Raw genomic sequence first — 19,615 nt, forward strand, 5'->3', positions numbered from 1 at the left:
TAATAATGCAAAACATCGAAGACCTTTATGAACTTTCACCGATGCAACAAGGGATGTTGTTTCATACCCTTTATGCACCAGAGTCAGAAGTTTATTTTGAGCAGTTAGTTTGCATACTCTCTGGGGAATTGAATTTTCCGGCGTTCCAAACAGCTTGGGAACAAGTTGTGGCGAGACATTCAGTGTTACGTAGTTCCTTTTATTGGGAAGAGATAGAAAAACCCTTGCAAGTGGTGAGTAAGCAGGTGGATCTTCCTTGGGAGAAGCTGGATTGGCGGAATTTCGCACCTGATGAACAACAGCAGCAGTTAGAAGAGTGGTTAAAAAGCGATCGCCAAAAGGGATTTACTCTCAATCAAGCCCCCCTGATGCGCTTTACCATCATTCAATTAGGAGAGCAAACCCACCAGTTTATTTGGAGTCATCATCACATTCTTTTTGATGGCTGGTCAATGCAAATCGTTCTCAAAGAAGTCTTAGCTTTGTATGAAGCTAGTCAGCGAGGTGAAAATTTACGTCTCCCTGGAGTTCGCCCCTATCGAGAATATATTGAGTGGTTACAGCAACAAGATATTGAGCAAGCAAAAAACTTTTGGTGCAAAACTCTTCAAGGTTTAGAAGTTCCTACTTTATTGGGGAATTGGGGATTAGGGACACTTCGACAAGCTCAGTGCATCGCTGGGGACTGGGGACTGGGAAGATACAAGGAGCAACATTTTCAATTATCACCAACGGTAACTGAAAAATTGCAATCTTTGGCGCGACAGCACCATTTAACTTTGAATAATTTAGTGCAAGGCGCATGGGGATTACTAATTTCCCGCTATAGTTCGACTTCGCTCACTATAAACAGTGGTGAAAATGATGTGGTTTTTGGTGCAACTGTATCCGGTCGTCCCGCAACTCTAGAAAAAGTAGATTCAATGGTAGGGCTATTAATTAATACCCTACCAGTCCGATTACAAATTACAGCCAAGACAGAATTATTAACCTGGCTCCAACAATTACAAACCCAAGCCTTAGAACAAGAACAATATGCTTATTGTTCCCTAGCAGAAATTCAACAAATGAGTGAGATTCCCCCAGGAATGTCACTGTTTGATAGTCTTTTAGTATTTGAGAATTATCCAGTAGATTCAAGTAAACAAGCAGCTCAAAAAACTTTAGAAGTTCAGCTAATTAGTTGTTTTGAACGCACTAATTATCCTCTGACTTTAGTAATTAATCCTGCTGTCCAATTAGCTGGCAGGTTTGTTTACGATACTAGCTGTTTTGATGGGCAAACAATTAACCGAATGATTGGGCATTTCCAAACATTGCTCACAAACATAGCAGCTAATATACAACAAAAAGTTGCTCAATTATCATTACTCAGTGTAGAAGAAGAAGCGCAATTAATTCAGCTAGAGAATCATCAAACAGCAGATTCTCTTAATTATAAATGTCTTCATGTTTTATTTGAGGAACAGGTAAACAAAACACCTGATGCAATAGCACTTACATATAAACAGGAAAATTTAACTTACAGAGAATTAAATCACCGCGCTAATCAATTAGCTCATTATTTAAAATCATTGGGAATTAAACCAGAAGTCCGGGTGGGAATTTGTGTTGAGTGTTCCTTAGAAATGGTGATTGGAATACTCGCTATTCTCAAAGCTGGTGGGGCTTATGTACCAATAGATCCAGCTTATCCGACTGAAAGACTAGCTTTAATAATCGAAGATACACAAACACCCATCTTATTAACTCAAACTCATTTAAAAAATAGACTCCCAATTAATCATCAAACTGTAGTGGATTTTGATACAGACTGGGAAATTATTGCTCAATATTCACAAGATAATTTACTCAGTGAAGTTACTCCAGAAAATTTAGCATATATTATTTATACCTCCGGCTCAACAGGAACACCAAAAGGAACAGAAGTTCCTCATCGCAGCTTCATCGGTTTTATGTTTGGGGTGGATTATATTCACTTTGATGAAACCCAAGTTTGGCTACAACATTCATCTATTTCTTGGGATGGACTCACCTTAGAAATGTGGCCAGCACTGCTGTATGGTGGACGCTGTGTACTGTATCCCGAAAAGATTCCTACACCAGAAAGTTTAAGCCAAATTATTCAAGAACAAAAAGTTAACACCCTTTGGTTAACTTCCGCCTTGTTCAATCTAATCATTGACCAAATACCCCAAAGTTTATTAGGTGTTAAACAACTGCTGATAGGTGGAGAATCTTTGTCTGTAGATCATGTCCGTCGCGCCTTAAAACTACTACCAGAAACTCAAATAATTAATGGTTATGGGCCTTCGGAATGTACAGTATTTACCTGTTGTTATCCCATTCCTCAACAACTATCTGAAAATCTCAGTTCTATTCCTATTGGTAAACCCATTGGCGATCGCACAACTTACATCCTAGATGAAAATTTACATAGAGTTCCAGTTGGTGTAGTCGGTGAACTGTATGTGGGTGGAGCAAGTGTTGCTAGAGGTTACTTAAATCAACCAAAATTAACTAGTGAACGATTTATTCCCAATCCTTTCATTTTAGAAGATACACTTTACAAAACAGGTGATTTAGTCCGTCGTTTACCTGATGGAAATTTAGAATTTATTGGACGAATTGACACACAAGTCAAAATTCGTGGTTTTCGCATTGAATTAACAGAAATTGAGGCTGTTTTGATTCAGCATCCCGACATTCAGCAAGTTGTAATGATGGTGCGGGAAGATGAACCAGGGAAGAAATTATTAGTAGCTTATTCAGTAGCGCAAATTAATACGCCAACTCCTAAGAGTTTACGAAATTTCCTCAAGGAAAAGCTTCCAGATTATATGATTCCTACTGCTTTCGTATTTCTGGAAGCACTACCCCTAACTCCTAACGGTAAAGTTAACCGCCGTGCTTTACCTCTTCCTGATCAAACCCAAAGAAATCTAGAGATTGATTTTATTGCTCCTAGCACACCAATTGAAAAAGAATTAGCCACGATTTGGACTGAAGTTCTGCAATTACAACAGGTAGGAGTTCACGATAACTTTTTTGAGTTGGGGGGACATTCTTTACTAGCTACTCAAGTTATTTCTCGCTTAAGGGAAGTTTTTAATTTAGATTTCCCTTTGCGTTATTTGTTTGACAATCCTACTATTGCTGAACTGGCTCAAAAAGTCATGGAACAGCAAATTGAGCAAGCAGAAAATGACGATTTAGCAAGAATTTTGGCAGAGGTAGATCAGTTATCAGAAGAGGAGGTGACACAGCAGTTAATGTTTTGATAACTAGTTTTAGCGATTTAATGTCACAAATGCAAAATTCCCAGGATGAAGAATATGTCACAGACTATTACCTTATCGAATCTTGCCGACAAAAAGGAATTGATAGTTACTTTATTTTCTGCCGTTGATTCCTCGGATTGGAATTTACTTAAAAATTGCTTTGACGACAATATTATTTATGAACGTCCTGGTTATCAGCCTTTTATTGGGCTTGATAAATTACTCAAATTTTATCAGTATGAGAGAATTATTGCCTCTGGAAAACATCACATCGAATATATTGCAATTGATAATAATTATGGTGCTTGCTGGGGCAATTTTATTGGTGTACATAAAAATGGTTCAAAAATTAATGAGCGTTTCGCAGATGTTTATTCGTTTGAAGATGGTAAATTTAAAACTCGACGCAGCTATTTTTTTAGACCCGCAGTATAAGTTATATACAATATCTTGGACGTTCTAAATTACTTATAATAATCTCTTTGCTCTCCATTCTCGACTGTTCTTTTGAAAGTTAAATTTTTACAATAAATATTATGAGCGATTTGCTAAAGCGTCTTGAAAGCCTATCACCAGAAAAACGAGAATTAGTTTTACAAAAATTAAAACAGCAGCAGAAATCACCCGTCCTCACATCGGTATCAAGGGAACAAAATCTTCCTCTGTCTTTTGCTCAACAAAGACTATGGTTTATTGACCAATTAGAGGACAAAAATTGTGTCTATAATGTCCCGTTTTTCTGGCAAATTGAAGGTTTACTAGATATCAATGCTTTAGAAAAAGCCATTTTAGAAATTGTGCAGCGTCATGAGGTCTTACGCACTAGTTTCTCTATGGTCGATGAGTCACCCATACAGGTAATTCATGCTCATCCACAAGTGCAAATGCAGGTGCTAGACTGGCGACAAGTCCAAGAAACAGAACAGTTAAGCAAGACGCAACATTTAGCAACAACAGAATTACAACAGCCTTTTGATTTATCAAACCCGCCTTTACTACGAGTCAAGCTGTTAAAACTAGCTGAAAAATCTCATCTACTGTTGTTGGTCATTCATCACATAGTTTGTGATGGTTGGTCAATGGATATTTTCCGTCAGGAATTGTTCAATTTATACAAAGCCTTTTGTGCGGGGGAATCGTCACCTTTACCAGCGTTATCTCTACAATACGCCGATTTCGCCCACTGGCAAAGACAATACTTACAGGGAGAGGTACTGCAAAATCAACTCAATTACTGGCGAAAACAATTAGCAGATGTCCCGCCACTGTTAGAATTACCGACAGATCACCAGCGTCCCTCAGTCCAGAGTTTTCGGGGAAGCAGTGAGTTTTTAGCAATCAGTCAAGAACTAACACAGAAATTAAAGCGGTTAAGTCAGGAGTCTGGAACTACTTTGTTTATGACTTTACTGGCGGTGTTTGCACTATTACTGTCGCGCTACAGTGGACAAAAGGATATTGTCGTTGGTTCTGCGATCGCCAATCGTAACCGTAGAGAAATAGAACCATTAATTGGCTTTTTTGTCAATACCCTGGCTTTGCGTACCAACCTGGAAGGAAATCCCAGTTTCTTAGAATTACTGCAAAGGGTGAAGCAAGTAACCCTAGATGCTTATGATCATCAAGATTTACCTTTTGAGAAATTAGTAGATGAATTAGGATTAGAGCGATCGCTTGCTCATCATCCCCTATTTCAAGTCGCTTTTGGTTTACAAAGTGGAACTCCAAAACAACTGGAAATTCCTGGGTTAACTCTCACCAGATTTGAGTGGGAAAACACTACAACCCTGTTTGATTTATCGCTGATTTTCCGGGAAACTCCCCAAGGTTTAATCGGTGAATGGGAATATGCAACCGATTTGTTTGCGGCTGAAACTATTCAAAGGATGACAGAACATTTTGCAGTTCTAATTAAGCAAATTATTGATAATCCCAATCAATCAATTAATAATCTATCCTTGCTGACTGAAGATGAAATTCAGCAACTACAAAACTGGAATCAAACACAAACAGAATATACCCAAAATAAAACTTTAGTTAACTTATTTGAACAACAAGTAGCAAAAAATTCTGACAATTTAGCTGTAGTTTTTGCATCCCAAAGCCTAACTTATCAACAATTAAATGAAAAAGCCGAGCAATTAGCTGATTATTTAATTGCAAGATACCAAATTCAACCAGATACCTTAATTGGTATTTCTGTGGAACGCTCTTTAGAAATGATAATTGGTGTCCTGGGTATTCTTAAAGCTGGTGGTGCTTATGTACCGATTGACCCCAATTATCCCCCGGAACGTATTCTCTTCATGTTAGAAGATTCGGGGATATCGGTTTTATTAACCCAAAGTTATTTAGTAAATAAATTACCTTTAGATAGTTTAGAAAATCCAGTTGAAGTTGTTTATTTAGATGATAGTTCACGCATAGATGTAGAGAAGCAAAGCAAAATAAGTAAAAATCAAGTTAAGCCTGATAATTTAGCTTATGTTATCTACACTTCTGGTTCTACTGGAAAACCCAAAGGGGTAATGATTGAACATCAAGCAATTGTGAATTTAGCTTTAGGCTGGGTGGAAACTTTTCAATTTCAACCCCACAATCGCTTGCTGCAATTTGGTTCTTTTAGTTTCGATTTATCTATTGGTGAAATTGCAACTGCTTTATCAGCGGGTGCTTGTTTATATTTAGCTAATCAAGAAACTTTATTACCCAGTCAAACCTTAGTTGATTTTTTAACTGAACATAAAATTACCCATCTCTTTTTACCGCCATCGGCGTTAGCGACATTACCAAAAGCAACTCTGAGCAATTTACAATCAATCGGCGTTGGTGGCGAAGCTTGTCCGGCGGAATTAGTGAGTGAGTGGGGAACGGGACGACGTTTCTATAACTGTTACGGGCCGACAGAATGTACAGTTATTGCGGCAATATCCCTTTGTCAACCCAATGGGAAAAAACCACTAATTGGTAAACCTTCGCCTAATCTCCGCATTTATATTTTGGATGCAAATAATCAACCATTACCCCCAGGAATACCAGGGGAATTATGTGTTGCGGGAGTAGGTTTAGCTAGAGGTTATCTCAACCGTCCCGAAATTACAGCCGAAAAATTTATTGAAATTGATTTATTCGGTAAAACTGAGCGCATTTATAAAACAGGTGATTTAGCCAGGTGGGATAATGATGGTCATTTAGAATATTTAGGTCGGATTGATGAGCAGGTAAAATTACGCGGTTTTAGAATTGAACTGGGTGAAATTGAATCACTTTTATTACAACATCCATTAGTTCAAGAAGCTGTTGTTATTTTGTCTGAAACTGATAACAATTCTAGATTAGTAGCTTATATTACGACAACGGAAAAATCCGCTAATGTAGCTGAAGAAGTGAGGGAATACCTCAAAAATCGCTTGCCAAATTATATGATTCCTAGCCAGATTATGGTTTTGGATCAATTTCCTCTAACTGCTAACGGTAAACTAAACCGCCGAACATTACCAGCACCAAATACAACTGTTTCCACTGCTTTGGAGATGCCAATAACTTCCACAGAAGAGTTGCTGGCTAGTTTATGGCAAGGTTTGTTAAAAATTCAGTCTGTAGGTCGCTCTGATAACTTCTTTGAACTGGGTGGACATTCCCTGTTAGCAACTCAATTAGTTGCCCGCATTCGTGATAGTTTCGGGGTAGAGTTACCTGTTCGTAAGATATTTGAGCAAAGCATTTTATCTGAGTTGGCGAGGGAAATTGATAAAGCATCTGCGAGTGTTGCTTTACCTCCTATTTCACCCCAGTCAGAAAATGAACCAAAAACTCTTTCTTTTGCCCAATCAAGACTTTGGTTTATCGCTCAACTGGAAGGAAAAGGAACTTCTTCTACCTATAATATGCCGATCGCACTCCAACTAAACGGCAAATTAAATGTAGAGGCTCTCCGACAAAGTTTAACTTATTTGCTAGAACGGCATACAAGTTTACGCTCTTATTTCCCAGCCTTAGAGGGAGAACCCCAAGTAGTAGTTCAAAATATTGAAGATATAGAAGTATTAGAAATTGCGGACTTACAAACACTCGATCCTCAGACACAAGCGGAAACTGTACAACGGTTAGCAGATAGCCATGCACAAGCACCCTTGAACTTAAATACTGGCCCCCTGTTCAAAGCCAAACTACTGCAACTAAGCCAGCAAAAAAATGTCCTGCTGATTAATATGCACCACATTATCAGTGATGGCTGGTCAATGGGTGTATTTAAGCGGGAATGGGAACAAGCTTATGCTGCTTATGCTGTGGGTTCTACTCCCAACCTATCACCATTACCAATTCAATATAGTGATTATGCAGTTTGGCAGCGCAATTGGTTAAAAGGGGAAATTTTAGCCAGCCAAGAAAATTATTGGCAACAACAACTAGGTGATGCGCCTCGTGTGCTGGATTTACCGACTGATTACCCCCGTCCAGCACAACAAAGTTATCAGGGTGAACATGAGGAATATTGTTTAAGTAAGGAACTAACACAGCAACTCAAAGTCCTGAGTCAAAAACACGGGGTAAGTTTGTTTATGACCCTGTTAACGGCTTTTAGTATCTTACTATCGCGTTACAGCCGCCAAGAAGATTTATGTATTGGTAGTGCGATCGCTAACCGCACCCATAGCTATACAGAAGGGTTAATCGGCTTTTTTGTCAATACCTTAGTATTGCGGAGCAAAATCAAGCCAGAGCGAAGCTTTAGTGAATTACTGCAACAAACGCGCCAAACTTGCTTAGATGCTTATGCTCATCAAGACATTCCCTTTGAGTATCTGGTAGAAAAACTACAACCAGAACGCAGCTTGAGCCGTAATCCCCTCTGCCAAGTGATGATAGCTTTACAAAACACCGAAGGCGTAGGGGAAAATGTTAGTTTACCTGGGTTAGATATTCAAACATTCGAGCAAAGTTTCCCGTTTGCTAAATTTGACCTGGGACTTGATCTGCGGGAACATAACAACCAACTTAACTGTGTCTGGGAATACACAACTGATTTATTTGCGGCGGACACAATTAAGCATATGGCGAGACACTTTGAAGTCTTGCTGACAGCAATTACCGCAAATCCCCAACAGCCTATTAGTAAGCTACCGCTCATCAGCACAGCAGAAATTCAACAGTTGCAAACGTGGAATCAAACAGATACCGATTACCCGCAAGACCAAACACTGGTAACTCTGTTTGAACAACAAGCCGCAAAAAACCCTGATCAAACTGCAATAGTTTTTGCAGATAGCAGCCTTACCTATCATCAGTTAAATCAAAAAGCCAATCAACTGGCTCATTACCTAATTCAAAATCACCAAATTCATCCAGATACCTTAATTGGTATCTGCGTCGAACGCTCTTTGGAAATGATTATTGGTGTACTCGGTATCCTCAAAGCAGGTGGCGCATACCTACCGATTGATCCCAATTATCCCCAAGAACGAATTAAGTTCATGTTAGAAGATTCTGGGACATCGGTATTATTAACCCAAAGTTTCCTCAAACACCAATTACCAACCAATCAACTAGAAAACCCACCTCAAGTAATTTGTTTAGATCAGGAAACGTTTGCTCAGGAGTCAACAAAAAATCCCCTGTCTCAAAGTACACCCAATGATTTAGCTTATGTCATTTACACCTCTGGTTCTACAGGACAGCCCAAAGGGGTAATGATTGAGCATCGCGCAATTGTCAATTTAAGTTTGGCTTGGGCGCAGACTTTTCAAATTCAACCCCAAAATCGCTTGTTGCAATTTGGTTCTTTTAGTTTTGATTTGTCTATTGGTGAAATCGCCACTAATTTAGTCAGTGGTGCTTGCTTGTATTTGAGTGATAAAGAAACTCTGTTACCCGGTCAAAGCCTAGTAGACTTTTTAATTGAAAACAAAATTACTCACAGTTTTCTTTCTCCTTCAGCCTTATCTGTCTTACCAAACGTGAGTTTCCCTGATTTGCAATGTGTGACTGTTGGCGGAGAGGCTTGTACTGCTGAATTAGTTAACCAATGGGGAACAGAACAACGTTTATATAATTGCTACGGGCCGACAGAAACCACGGTGACTGCTGCCTTAGCTCCTTGTCAACCTAATGGCAAAAAACCACCTATCGGTCAACCAATATCTAATCTCCGCATCTATATATTAGATCCACACAACCAACAATTACCCCCAGGAATACCAGGGGAATTGTGCATTGCTGGTGTGGGTTTAGCCAGAGGTTATCTCAACCGCCCGGAATTAACAGATGAAAAGTTCGTTGAAGTTGAGTTATTTGGTAAAACTGAGCGAATTTATAAAACTGGTGATTTAGCCCGTTGGCTACCTGACGGCAATTTAGAATACTTAGGCCGCATTGACCATCAAGTTAAAGTCCGTGGTTTCCGCATTGAATTAACTGAAATTGAAGCGACATTAGTTCAACATCCCAAAATTCAGGAAGCAGTTGTCACTGTTCGGGAAGAAACTGATCTGGATAAACGGTTGGTAGCTTATGTTGTGCCGACACTAACAGAAGACAACACAAACCCAGATGAATTGGTGGAATTATGGGAAGACATTTTTAATACTAACTATGCTCACCAAACAACGCCCACTGACGACCCCACCCTAAATATAGTCGGTTGGAATGATAGCTACACAGGCCAACCCATTCCGCCAGAAGCAATGCAAGAATGGCGAGATACAACCGTTGAGAAAATTCTCGAACTTCAACCCGAAAGAGTTTGGGAAATCGGCTGCGGTTCAGGGATGTTATTGTTTAAAGTCGCGCCCCATTGTCAGCATTATTTTGGTACAGATTTTGCGCCAGAGGCATTGCAGTACATATCACAATATCTAGAACAGCAGTCACTTCAAGAAAAAGTTACCTTAAAAACTGGTGCTGCTCATCAGTTTGATGGTATTGAAACCAATGCTTTTGACTTAGTAATCATCAATTCTGTAATTCAATATTTCCCCTCTTTGGATTACTTGTTGTCAGTTATTGAAGGAGCAATCAAAACTGTTAGAAATCAGGGCAAAATCTTGATTGGAGATGTGCAAAATCTCCACTTATTAGAGGCTTTCCACACCGCAGCCGATTTTTATCGCGCCCCTGATGATTTATCAATTCAGGACTTGCGCCAACAAATTCAAAACAGTATTCGCACCGAAGAAGAATTATTAATTGATCCTGATTTCTTTATTGCCCTCAAGCAAAGATTTCCTCGGATTAGTCATGTGCAAATTGAACTAAAACGGGGTTACAGTCATACGGAAATGAGCCGTTTTCGTTATGACGTTGTTTTGTACTTAGATCGGGCAGATATTACCCTGAAGCAACCGGAATGGTTAAATTGGCAAGGGCAACAGTTGAATCTGGAAACAATCGAGAGAATTTTAACCACCCAGCAACCAGACTTACTAGGGATTAAAAATATTCCTAATGCTCGTCTCACTCCTGAAATGGCGTTGTTAGAACAAATACCTCAATTAGATGGTACTGTCAAAAACTTAAAAGCAGTAATTTCCCAAGCCCAATCAGGTATAGAACCAGAAACACTCCGAAATCTAACGCGAGATTTGCCCTATAAGGCGTTTATTCAATATAGCTCCACAGGATTTGCTGATTATGATGTTGTGTTTCAACGCCATATTCCTGGAGAGGAGACAGTACCAAAATTTGCGACAAAAGGCAATTGGCGGCTGAAACCTTGGCAAAATTACGCCAACCAACCTTTACAATATCGCAGTCATCAAGTTGATCCAGCTTTATTAACAGAATGGCGGGATTTTCTGGGCAAAACTCTGCCTGATTATATGATTCCCAGCCATTTCATCGTCTTGGAAAAACTGCCACTGACACCAAATGGCAAAATAAACCGTAAAGCCTTACCTGCACCGGATCAAATTGTCACTACAAAAGATATTGAATTACCTGTTACAGAAACAGAAAAATCACTGGCGCAGATATGGGCAAAGTTACTCAAATATGAAGCGATCGCCCGACAAGATAATTTTTTCAACTTGGGGGGACATTCATTACTTGCTACCCAACTTTGTTATCGCATCCGTGACACATTCAACATAGAACTGCCACTGCGTCAAGTATTTGAGACTCCCAACTTAATGGACTTGGCAAGTTATATAGATAGCTTCCTGTGGGTTAATGCCGCTACCGCAGATATAGAACCTTTAAACTCAGACGAAGAGGAAATCGAACTATGACTATGACACAAAATCAGCAAGTAGTTTCTTTAATGCTTCGTTTGCAGAATATGGGCTGCCGAATTTGGGCTGAAGATGATAAGTTACGGATTCGTACTAGCAAAAACGCTCTGACTGCGGAACTTAAGCAGGAAATTCAAGATCACAAAGCTGAGATTCTCGCTTTCTTACAAGCTGCTAAAACACAAGTTGTTTCCACAGCAGAAATTCCGGCTTTAAGTCCTGACTCTCCCAAACTGCTTTCCTTTGCTCAACAACGTCTCTGGCTGTTAGCACAACTCCAGGGATCATCAGCCGCTTACAATATGCCGATCGCTCTCCAATTAAACGGCAAACTAAATATTGAGGCTCTGCGCTCTAGTTTGGCTTATCTGCTTAATCGCCACGAGAGTCTGAGGATGTATTTTCCCACGGTGGCTGGAGAACCCCAAGTCGCAATCCGCAATTTAGACGAAATCGAAGTTTTAACAGTACAAGATTGCCGGGAACGAGGGACTGGGGACTCAGATTCCCAATGCCCAAATATCCAAAATTTAATTGATGCTCATGCTCAAGAACCCTTTGACTTAAATACTGGCACTTTATTTAAAGCTAAACTGCTGCAATTGCAAGAGCAAAAATCTGTGTTGGCAATTAATATGCACCACATTATCAGTGATGGCTGGTCAATGGGTGTATTTGTGCGGGAGTTACGGCAAGCTTATAGTGCTTATTCTCAAGGTCAGACCCCAAATCTTGCTCCCTTACCCATTCAATACAGCGATTATGCAACTTGGCAACGCAACTGGTTACAAGGGGAAGTATTAGAAAAGCAGATTAATTACTGGAAACAGAAACTTCAGGATGCTTCGCAATTACTGGAATTACCTACAGATTATCCCCGTCCAGCACAGCAAAGTTACAGAGGCGATCGCTATATTTATTCTCTTACACCAGAATTAACTGCTGCCGTTAACGCTTTTAGCCAACAGCAAGGCGTGAGTCTATATATGACTCTGTTGGCTACGTTGAGTATTTTACTAGCTCGTTACAGTCGGCAAGAAGACTTATGTATTGGTTCTCCCATTGCTAACCGCACCCATAGCCAAACTGAAGGGTTAATTGGCTTTTTTGTCAATACTTTGGTTATGCGTCAGCAAATCAAAGCAGAGCAAAATTTTATTGAGTTATTGCAACAAACTCGCCAAACTTGTTTAGATGCGTATGCTCATCAAGACGTTCCCTTTGAGGTGTTGGTAGAAAAGTTAAGACCAGAACGCAGTATGAGCTATAACCCCTTATTCCAAGTCATGTTTGCTCTGGAGAATAATGCAAGTCCAGACTTGGATTTATCAGGGTTAGACATTGAATGGCTCGGAGTCAAGGGTGCGATCGCCAAGTTTGACTTAACTCTATTGGTAACGGAGTCTGACAACCAGTTACATTGCTCTTGGGAATACGCCACCGATCTGTTTGCAAAGGTTACTATCCAACGGATGGCGGAACAGTTTGCAGTTCTGCTCCAGGGAATTATTGATCATCCTCACCAATCAATTCATACTTTGCCTTTGATGACAGCAGCCGAACTGCAACAATTACAAACCTGGAATCAAACTCAAACTAATTATCCTCACGATAAAACTTTAGCTGAACTGTTTGAACAACAAGCCGCAAAAACCCCCGATACTGTTGCAGTAATTTTTGACAACCACAGCCTAACTTACCAAGAACTGAATCAAAAAGCTAATCAATTAGCTCATTATTTAAGGCAAAATTACCAAATTCAGCCAGACACTTTAATTGGTATCTGCGTTGAACGGTCTACAGAGATGGTGATTGGGTTACTTGCCATCATCAAAGCAGGTGGTGCTTATGTGCCAATTGATCCTAATTATCCCCAAGAGCGTATCGGGTTGATGTTAGCAGATTCTAGGACATCGGTGTTACTAACTCAGAGTTTCCTCGTAGACAGATTACCCCTATCTAAACTGCAAAACCCACCGCAAGTAATTTGTTTAGATGAGGAAATTTTTGCTCAGGAGTCAACAGCAAATCCCCTTCCTCAAAGTACAGCTGATAATTTGGCTTATGTAATTTATACCTCTGGGTCTACAGGAACACCAAAAGGGGTAACAGTTCCTCAAAAAGCTGTTAATCGGCTGGTGTTGAACACTAACTATGTGCAGATCCAATCTACAGACCGAGTTGCTCAAGCTGCGAACATTGCTTTCGATGCGGCTACCTTTGAAATTTGGGGAGCAATCTTGAATGGAGCAACGCTTGTGGGAGTTAATCAAGATGTACTGCTTTCACCCCAAAAATTTGCTACGTACATCCGAGACACAGAAATTAGCATTCTGTTCTTAACCACAGCTTTATTTAATCAGTTAGTTAGTGCTGTCCCCCAGATATTTAGTTCCCTGCGATGTTTGTTGTTTGGTGGGGAGGCTGTTGATCCTAAAACTGTGGAACAGGTAATTAATCAAGGTTCTCCCCAAAGATTGCTTCATGTATATGGGCCGACGGAAAACACCACATTTTCCTCTTGGTACTTGGTAGAGGATGTACCAGCAAAAGCTATTACCATTCCCATCGGTAGAGCGATCGCTAACACCCAACTCTACATCTTAGACAAATATCTGCAACCTGTACCCATTGGTTTACCAGGAGAATTACACATCAGTGGTGCTGGTTTGGCGCGGGGTTATCTCAACCGTCCCGATTTGACTGCCGAAAAATTTATCGAAATTGAATTATTCGGCAAAACTGAGCGCATTTACAAAACTGGAGACTTAGTAAGATGGAATCCTGATGGCAACATCGAGTTTATTGGTCGTATTGATAACCAAGTTAAACTCCGTGGTTTTCGCATAGAATTGGGTGAAATTGAATCAGTCTTGTTGCAATACCCTGCTGTTCAAGAAGCGATCGTTACTGTACATAAAACTGAAAATAACCAAACTTTAATTGCATATCTAACAGGAATTACCCCTGATTCATCGCCCCAATTGAAAAATTACCTGAAAACCCGTCTACCCGATTATATGATTCCGTCTCAGATCATGGTCTTAGACGATTTACCCTTAACCCCCAATGGCAAAATTGACCGTCAATCTTTACCTGTTCCTAATATTAGGTTTCAAGGTTCATACACACCACCACACAACAAAATCGAATCACAATTAGCGCGAATTTGGTCTGTTATTCTTGAATGTCAAGAAATTGGCATTTATGATAATTTTTTCGACTTGGGTGGACATTCTTTATTAGCAGTTAAATTGCTTAATCTTGTGCAACAAGAATTTGGGCAACAACTGGCTTTAAGCAGTTTATTTCAGAACCCCACCATCACTCAATTAGCACAACTATTAGGCAATAAAGAGATTCAACAGTCAAATCCTGATTTAGTAACGATTCAGCCTCTAGGAGATGCAACCCCCCTATTTTGTGTATCTGGTTCCAACGGACACGGTTTCTATTTTCGAGATTTGGCAATCAATTTAGGCACTGAACGTCCCATCTATGGACTCGATGCTCCAGGAAGAGACGGACTGAGCTTACTCCCTCAGTCAGTATCTGACCATGCAAGTCAACTAATCGCCCAATTCCGTCAACAGCAACCACAAGGCCCATACATATTGCTAGGGTACTCTTCAGGTTGTAGTGTAGCTTTTGAAATTGCTTCCCAACTGGAGCAGCAAGGCGAAAAGGTAAGTTTACTAGCTATTTTGGATTCGGGATTGGTGAATAATCCCGAATATTTCAAGAGTAGAGCAGATATCGATTGGATTTGGCAAATAATCGAACGAATCGAAGCGTTAAAAGGAGTCTCTCTAGGTTTAGAATACGCTGATTTAGCTGCCCACAGCGATGATCAAGCTCGTTGGGATTTAGCAGCAGATTATTTATACCGTCACAATGTCCTACCGGAACACTCAAGCTTGGCTTTACTCAAAACCAATATGCAAGTAATGAGAGTGCAGACGCTCAATTACGTGAACTATCAGCCTGTTCATCGAATTGCTGCGCCAATTGCTTTATTCCGCGCACAAGAAGTGCCTGAAATAGTTGTGCGAGAACTCCAAGCTCTCACCGATTACGATTTACCGGATTGGGGATGGCAAGCATACACCCAAAATCCGGTCAAGGTAATATCTGTACCTGGAAACCACGGTCAAATGCTTTATGAGCCAAATGTCAAAATTTTAGCCTCACAATTACGGTTAATGATGACTTAACCTATCAACCACAAGCAATTAATAATCCGAATCACTTTATTTTGAATTTTAATTGGTATAAAAAAATGCAAACTCTTCCAATCAAAATTTCCGATGAAACCCTAAGAGATGGTGAACAACAAGTAGGTATTTTCTTCCCTTATGCAACTAAACACAAACTTGCCCATCTGATTGCTCAAACAGGAGTTGATGGACTTGCCATTATGCCAAGTGTTTGTGAACAAGAAGCAGAGCTAGTCAAATCCTTAGTATCAGAGGGATGGGACGATTTGATTACAGCTGATACGATGATGGGAAAAGAGTATATTGAGCAGGCGAAAAGCTGCGGCGTAAAGCGCATTATTCTTTTCCATGCTGTTTCCGATCGCTTGCTGTTTTTACGCAATCCCCAAGTTCGCCTGATGAGCGAATATCAAGGAAAAACCATTGATGACGATATTCCATCTCATATCATCAATAAAATTCGTCAAGATGCTCTTGATGTGATTGTGGAAAATCTGCACTATGCTACACAAGTCGCCGGACTCAGAGTGGATTTTGCGGCGGAGGATGCTTCTAGAGCCGATTTTGACTTTTTAGTGGAATGTATTCGCTCGTGCAGTCCTTATATTGAACACTTCTTACTGTGTGATACTGTGGGGGTTTTGAGTCCAGAAAAGAGTTATATCTGGGTTAACGACTTGCTGCAATCTACAACAGGGGTAGCATTGGGAGTACATTATCACAACGATATGGGCTTGGCTCTAGAAAATACTCTCCAGTCTCTGATGGCAGGGGCAATTTTAGTATCGGGGACATTTTGTGGTTTGGGGGAGCGAGCCGGAAATGTTGCACTGGAGCAAGTATTAAATGGTTTACGAGTCCGTTTTGGCATTGAAGTTGAGGGTATCGATTACGATGCTGTAGCCGCAGTGACTAATTACATCGAGCAGATGGGGATTCGTCCTGCACCCCCCTATTCTCAAACTGCACAACGTCACGAATCTGGTATTCATGTTAATTCTTTGTTTCGTGACTCCAAAAGCTATGCCATCTTTCCCCACAATAGGATAGATGTTGTATTTGGCAAATGGAGCGGAGTCAGTAATTTCCAATATCTATTTGAAAAGCATCTGCAAAATCCACAACCCAGACAAAAGTATGAGAAAATGCGTTCTGTCATCAAATCATTGGCCGCGGAACAAGAACGCTATTTTACAGCCAACGAAGTATTAAAACTATGGAAAGATGGTATCTTTGAATAGTCTATTGTGTGAATTGACAACTTAGAATTCCGAATAGTTAGAGACTGAGAAAAACAGTAGCTCAAACTTGAGTTGATTGCCAATTATAGTTGGTTATTTCTGTGTATTAATACAGGAATATCTTTTAATTTTGTTGGCGTAGCCTGGGCTTTTGCTGACAAACTATTTATACATTGATTAGCCTTTTTTAGTGTTCTCTGTTATCTACCTCAAAAGACTAAAATAATTTTTTTCAGATGCAAGCGACAACTGTTATTAATAAATCCGCAAATCATAATCCTGCTCCGGATACTAATCAATTTTGGAAAAATTTCCAAAATACTATCAGTCCTTACTGGTATCCCACAGAGGCAAATGGTAGAGCCTTTTCCGATGTAATTCGCACATGGGGGATGCTGATTCTCCTGGTCTTATTAATCCTTGCACTCGTGGGCGTAACTGTTTTTAATAGTTTTGTCAATCGCTTTTTGCTTGATGTTATTACTAAAGAAAAAGATTTAAAGAAGTTTACGGATATATTGTTGCTTTATGGCGGTGCTTTAGTTTCGGTAACAATTTTAGTCGGATTTTCTAAATATGTGAGAAAGCAGATTGCTCTTGATTGGTATCAATGGCTCAATAATCATATTTTATCAAAATATTTAAGCAATCGTGCCTATTATAAAATAAACTTTAAATCTGATGTTAATAATCCAGATCAACAAATAGCGCAAGAAATTGAGCCTTTAACCAGCAATGTTATGAGCTTTTCAGCTACATTGCTAGAAAAAATTATAGAAATGACAGCTTTTTTAATCATTCTCTGGATACTGTCTCCATTTGTAGCAATTGCTTTAGTCTGTTATACTATTGTCGGTAATTTAATTGCTCTTTATTTAGCTCAACAACTAAATAAAATTAAACAAGAAGAACTAGAATTTACAGCAGACTATACATATAGCTTAACTCATGTTCGTAATCACGCTGAATCAATCGCTTTTTTCCAGGGGGAAGACCAAGAATCAAATATTATTCAGCGTAGATTTAATAAAATTATTCAAGGTGTGAAACATAGAATTAATTGGGAGAGAAGTCAGGATATTTTTAATCGAGGATATCAGTCCGTTATTCAAATATTTCCATTTATAGTATTCGGGCCTTTACAGATTAAGGGAGAAATTGATTTTGGGGAAATTGCCCAAGCTAGTTTAGCTTGTAATCTATTTGCCAATGCAATGGCAGAATTAATCAGAGAATTTGCAACTTCAGGACGTTTTTCCAGTTACATTGAACGTTTAGCTGGACTATTGGAAGGGTTAACAGTTGCAACTGAACAACCAGAAAATGTTAGTACGATTAAGACAGTAGAAGAAAAAAGACTAGCTTTTGAGAATGTGACTTTACAGACTCCCAATTATGAACAGGTAATTGTCGAAGATTTGTCTGTATCTGTTCAACCTGGAGAGGGTGTATTGATTGTTGGCCCTAGTGGTCGAGGGAAAAGTTCTTTATTGAGAGCGATCGCCGGTTTATGGAATGCAGGAACTGGTCGTGTAGTGAGACCTCCTCTAGAAGACGTATTGTTTTTACCTCAACGTCCTTACATCATTTTAGGAACTTTGCGTGAACAGTTACTCTATCCCCATACAAAACAGGGAATGAGCGATCGCGAACTAGAAGCAGTTTTACAACAAGTTAATCTGCAAAACTTAATCAGTCGAGTAGATAATTTTGATACAGAACTTCCTTGGGAAAATATTCTGTCATTAGGAGAACAACAACGTCTAACATTCGCACGTTTGTTAGTAAGTCATCCTCGCTTCACGATATTAGATGAAGCAACGAGTGCTTTAGATTTAAAAAATGAAGCAAGTTTATATCAACAGTTACAAGCAACAAAAACCACATTTATTAGCGTTGGACACCGAGAAAGTTTATTTGATTATCATCAATGGGTTCTAGAACTGACACAGGATTCTAGTTGGCGGCTTTTGACTGTACAAGATTATCGCAATCAAAAAACAGTTCCTAGCAATTCTCCAGAAAATGTTGTGATTACTACAGACAGCTTACCTAATGATGAATATCGCAGCCCATCAAAAATATTGCCGCAAAATTTTACCAATGAAGGACTTTCTCATAAACAAATGAGCGAATTCACCTCATACACTATTAGTACTATTAGAAGTAAGGCAAGCAAAGGAGATACTATTACGGCTCAAGATGGCTTTACCTACCGCTATGACAAAGATCCTCGTGTTCTGAAATGGATTAGAGTTTAATAATCTAGGACTTACGTAAAAATTGCTAAAAACCCGCAGGGTACCGCCAATTCACATGAGAATCAAAGTCTTCCTGTAGGGTAAAATGCCAAGGAATCGTAGAATCTGCGTAAGTCCTAAATTTGCTGATGTGAATATGCTTCTGCACAATCGCCAATAGCTTGTCACTGTAAATCACTCATAACGTATGATTTCAAGCATCAAGTTGCCGTTGCGGCAAAGATATACTTTAAATCACAAGACCAATAATTAGTCACTGTACATTAGGACATGGACGTAACTGGATTCGAACCAGTGACCTCTACGATGTCAACGTAGCGCTCTAACCAACTGAGCTATACGTCCTTAACCACACAATCGTCGATGATAGCGCATATTTTTTATATA

At 39.6% G+C, this 19,615-nt stretch carries 6 protein-coding genes and 1 tRNA gene; 6 read left to right on the forward strand and 1 reads right to left on the reverse strand.

Annotation, left to right across the window (positions count from 1 at the left end):
- The first annotated feature begins 5 nt into the window (after positions 1-5).
- From H6G75_RS03020 to H6G75_RS03045, 6 genes are all read left to right on the forward strand, one after another.
- The gene (locus tag H6G75_RS03020; RefSeq protein WP_190978521.1) at positions 6-3,281 is read left to right on the forward strand and encodes a non-ribosomal peptide synthetase; all 3,276 of its coding nucleotides are present in this window, start codon (positions 6-8) and stop codon (positions 3,279-3,281) included.
- A gap of 54 nt (positions 3,282-3,335) precedes the next feature.
- Positions 3,336-3,716 (forward strand): nuclear transport factor 2 family protein, encoded by a 381-nt coding sequence (locus H6G75_RS03025; RefSeq protein WP_199337696.1) that lies wholly within the window; start codon positions 3,336-3,338, stop codon positions 3,714-3,716.
- A gap of 101 nt (positions 3,717-3,817) precedes the next feature.
- The gene (locus H6G75_RS03030; protein ID WP_190978523.1) at positions 3,818-11,506 is read left to right on the forward strand and encodes a non-ribosomal peptide synthetase; all 7,689 of its coding nucleotides are present in this window, start codon (positions 3,818-3,820) and stop codon (positions 11,504-11,506) included.
- Positions 11,503-15,723, forward strand: coding sequence for a non-ribosomal peptide synthetase (locus tag H6G75_RS03035; protein WP_190978524.1), 4,221 nt, complete (start codon positions 11,503-11,505; stop codon positions 15,721-15,723). Before H6G75_RS03030 ends, H6G75_RS03035 begins: the two co-directional genes overlap by 4 nt.
- A gap of 65 nt (positions 15,724-15,788) precedes the next feature.
- Positions 15,789-16,967, forward strand: a complete 1,179-nt coding sequence (locus H6G75_RS03040) for a 2-isopropylmalate synthase (RefSeq protein WP_190978525.1) — start codon at positions 15,789-15,791, stop codon at positions 16,965-16,967.
- A 236-nt stretch (positions 16,968-17,203) separates the two neighbouring features.
- Positions 17,204-19,228, forward strand: coding sequence for an ABC transporter ATP-binding protein/permease (locus H6G75_RS03045; RefSeq protein WP_190978526.1), 2,025 nt, complete (start codon positions 17,204-17,206; stop codon positions 19,226-19,228).
- A 271-nt stretch (positions 19,229-19,499) separates the two neighbouring features.
- Here the strand turns inward: H6G75_RS03045 and H6G75_RS03050 are convergent.
- Positions 19,500-19,573 (reverse strand) — tRNA-Val (locus H6G75_RS03050).
- Positions 19,574-19,615: the final 42 nt, after the last annotated feature.

This window comes from Nostoc sp. FACHB-280 (assembly GCF_014697615.1).
GTDB lineage: Bacteria > Cyanobacteriota > Cyanobacteriia > Cyanobacteriales > Nostocaceae > Nostoc_B.

Coding starts and splice junctions, on each gene's coding strand:
- H6G75_RS03020 (WP_190978521.1), top strand. CDS start 6: ATGCAAAACATCGAAGACCTTTATGAACTTTCACCGATGCAACAAGGG.
- H6G75_RS03025 (WP_199337696.1), top strand. CDS start 3,336: ATGTCACAGACTATTACCTTATCGAATCTTGCCGACAAAAAGGAATTG.
- H6G75_RS03030 (WP_190978523.1), top strand. CDS start 3,818: ATGAGCGATTTGCTAAAGCGTCTTGAAAGCCTATCACCAGAAAAACGA.
- H6G75_RS03035 (WP_190978524.1), top strand. CDS start 11,503: ATGACTATGACACAAAATCAGCAAGTAGTTTCTTTAATGCTTCGTTTG.
- H6G75_RS03040 (WP_190978525.1), top strand. CDS start 15,789: ATGCAAACTCTTCCAATCAAAATTTCCGATGAAACCCTAAGAGATGGT.
- H6G75_RS03045 (WP_190978526.1), top strand. CDS start 17,204: ATGCAAGCGACAACTGTTATTAATAAATCCGCAAATCATAATCCTGCT.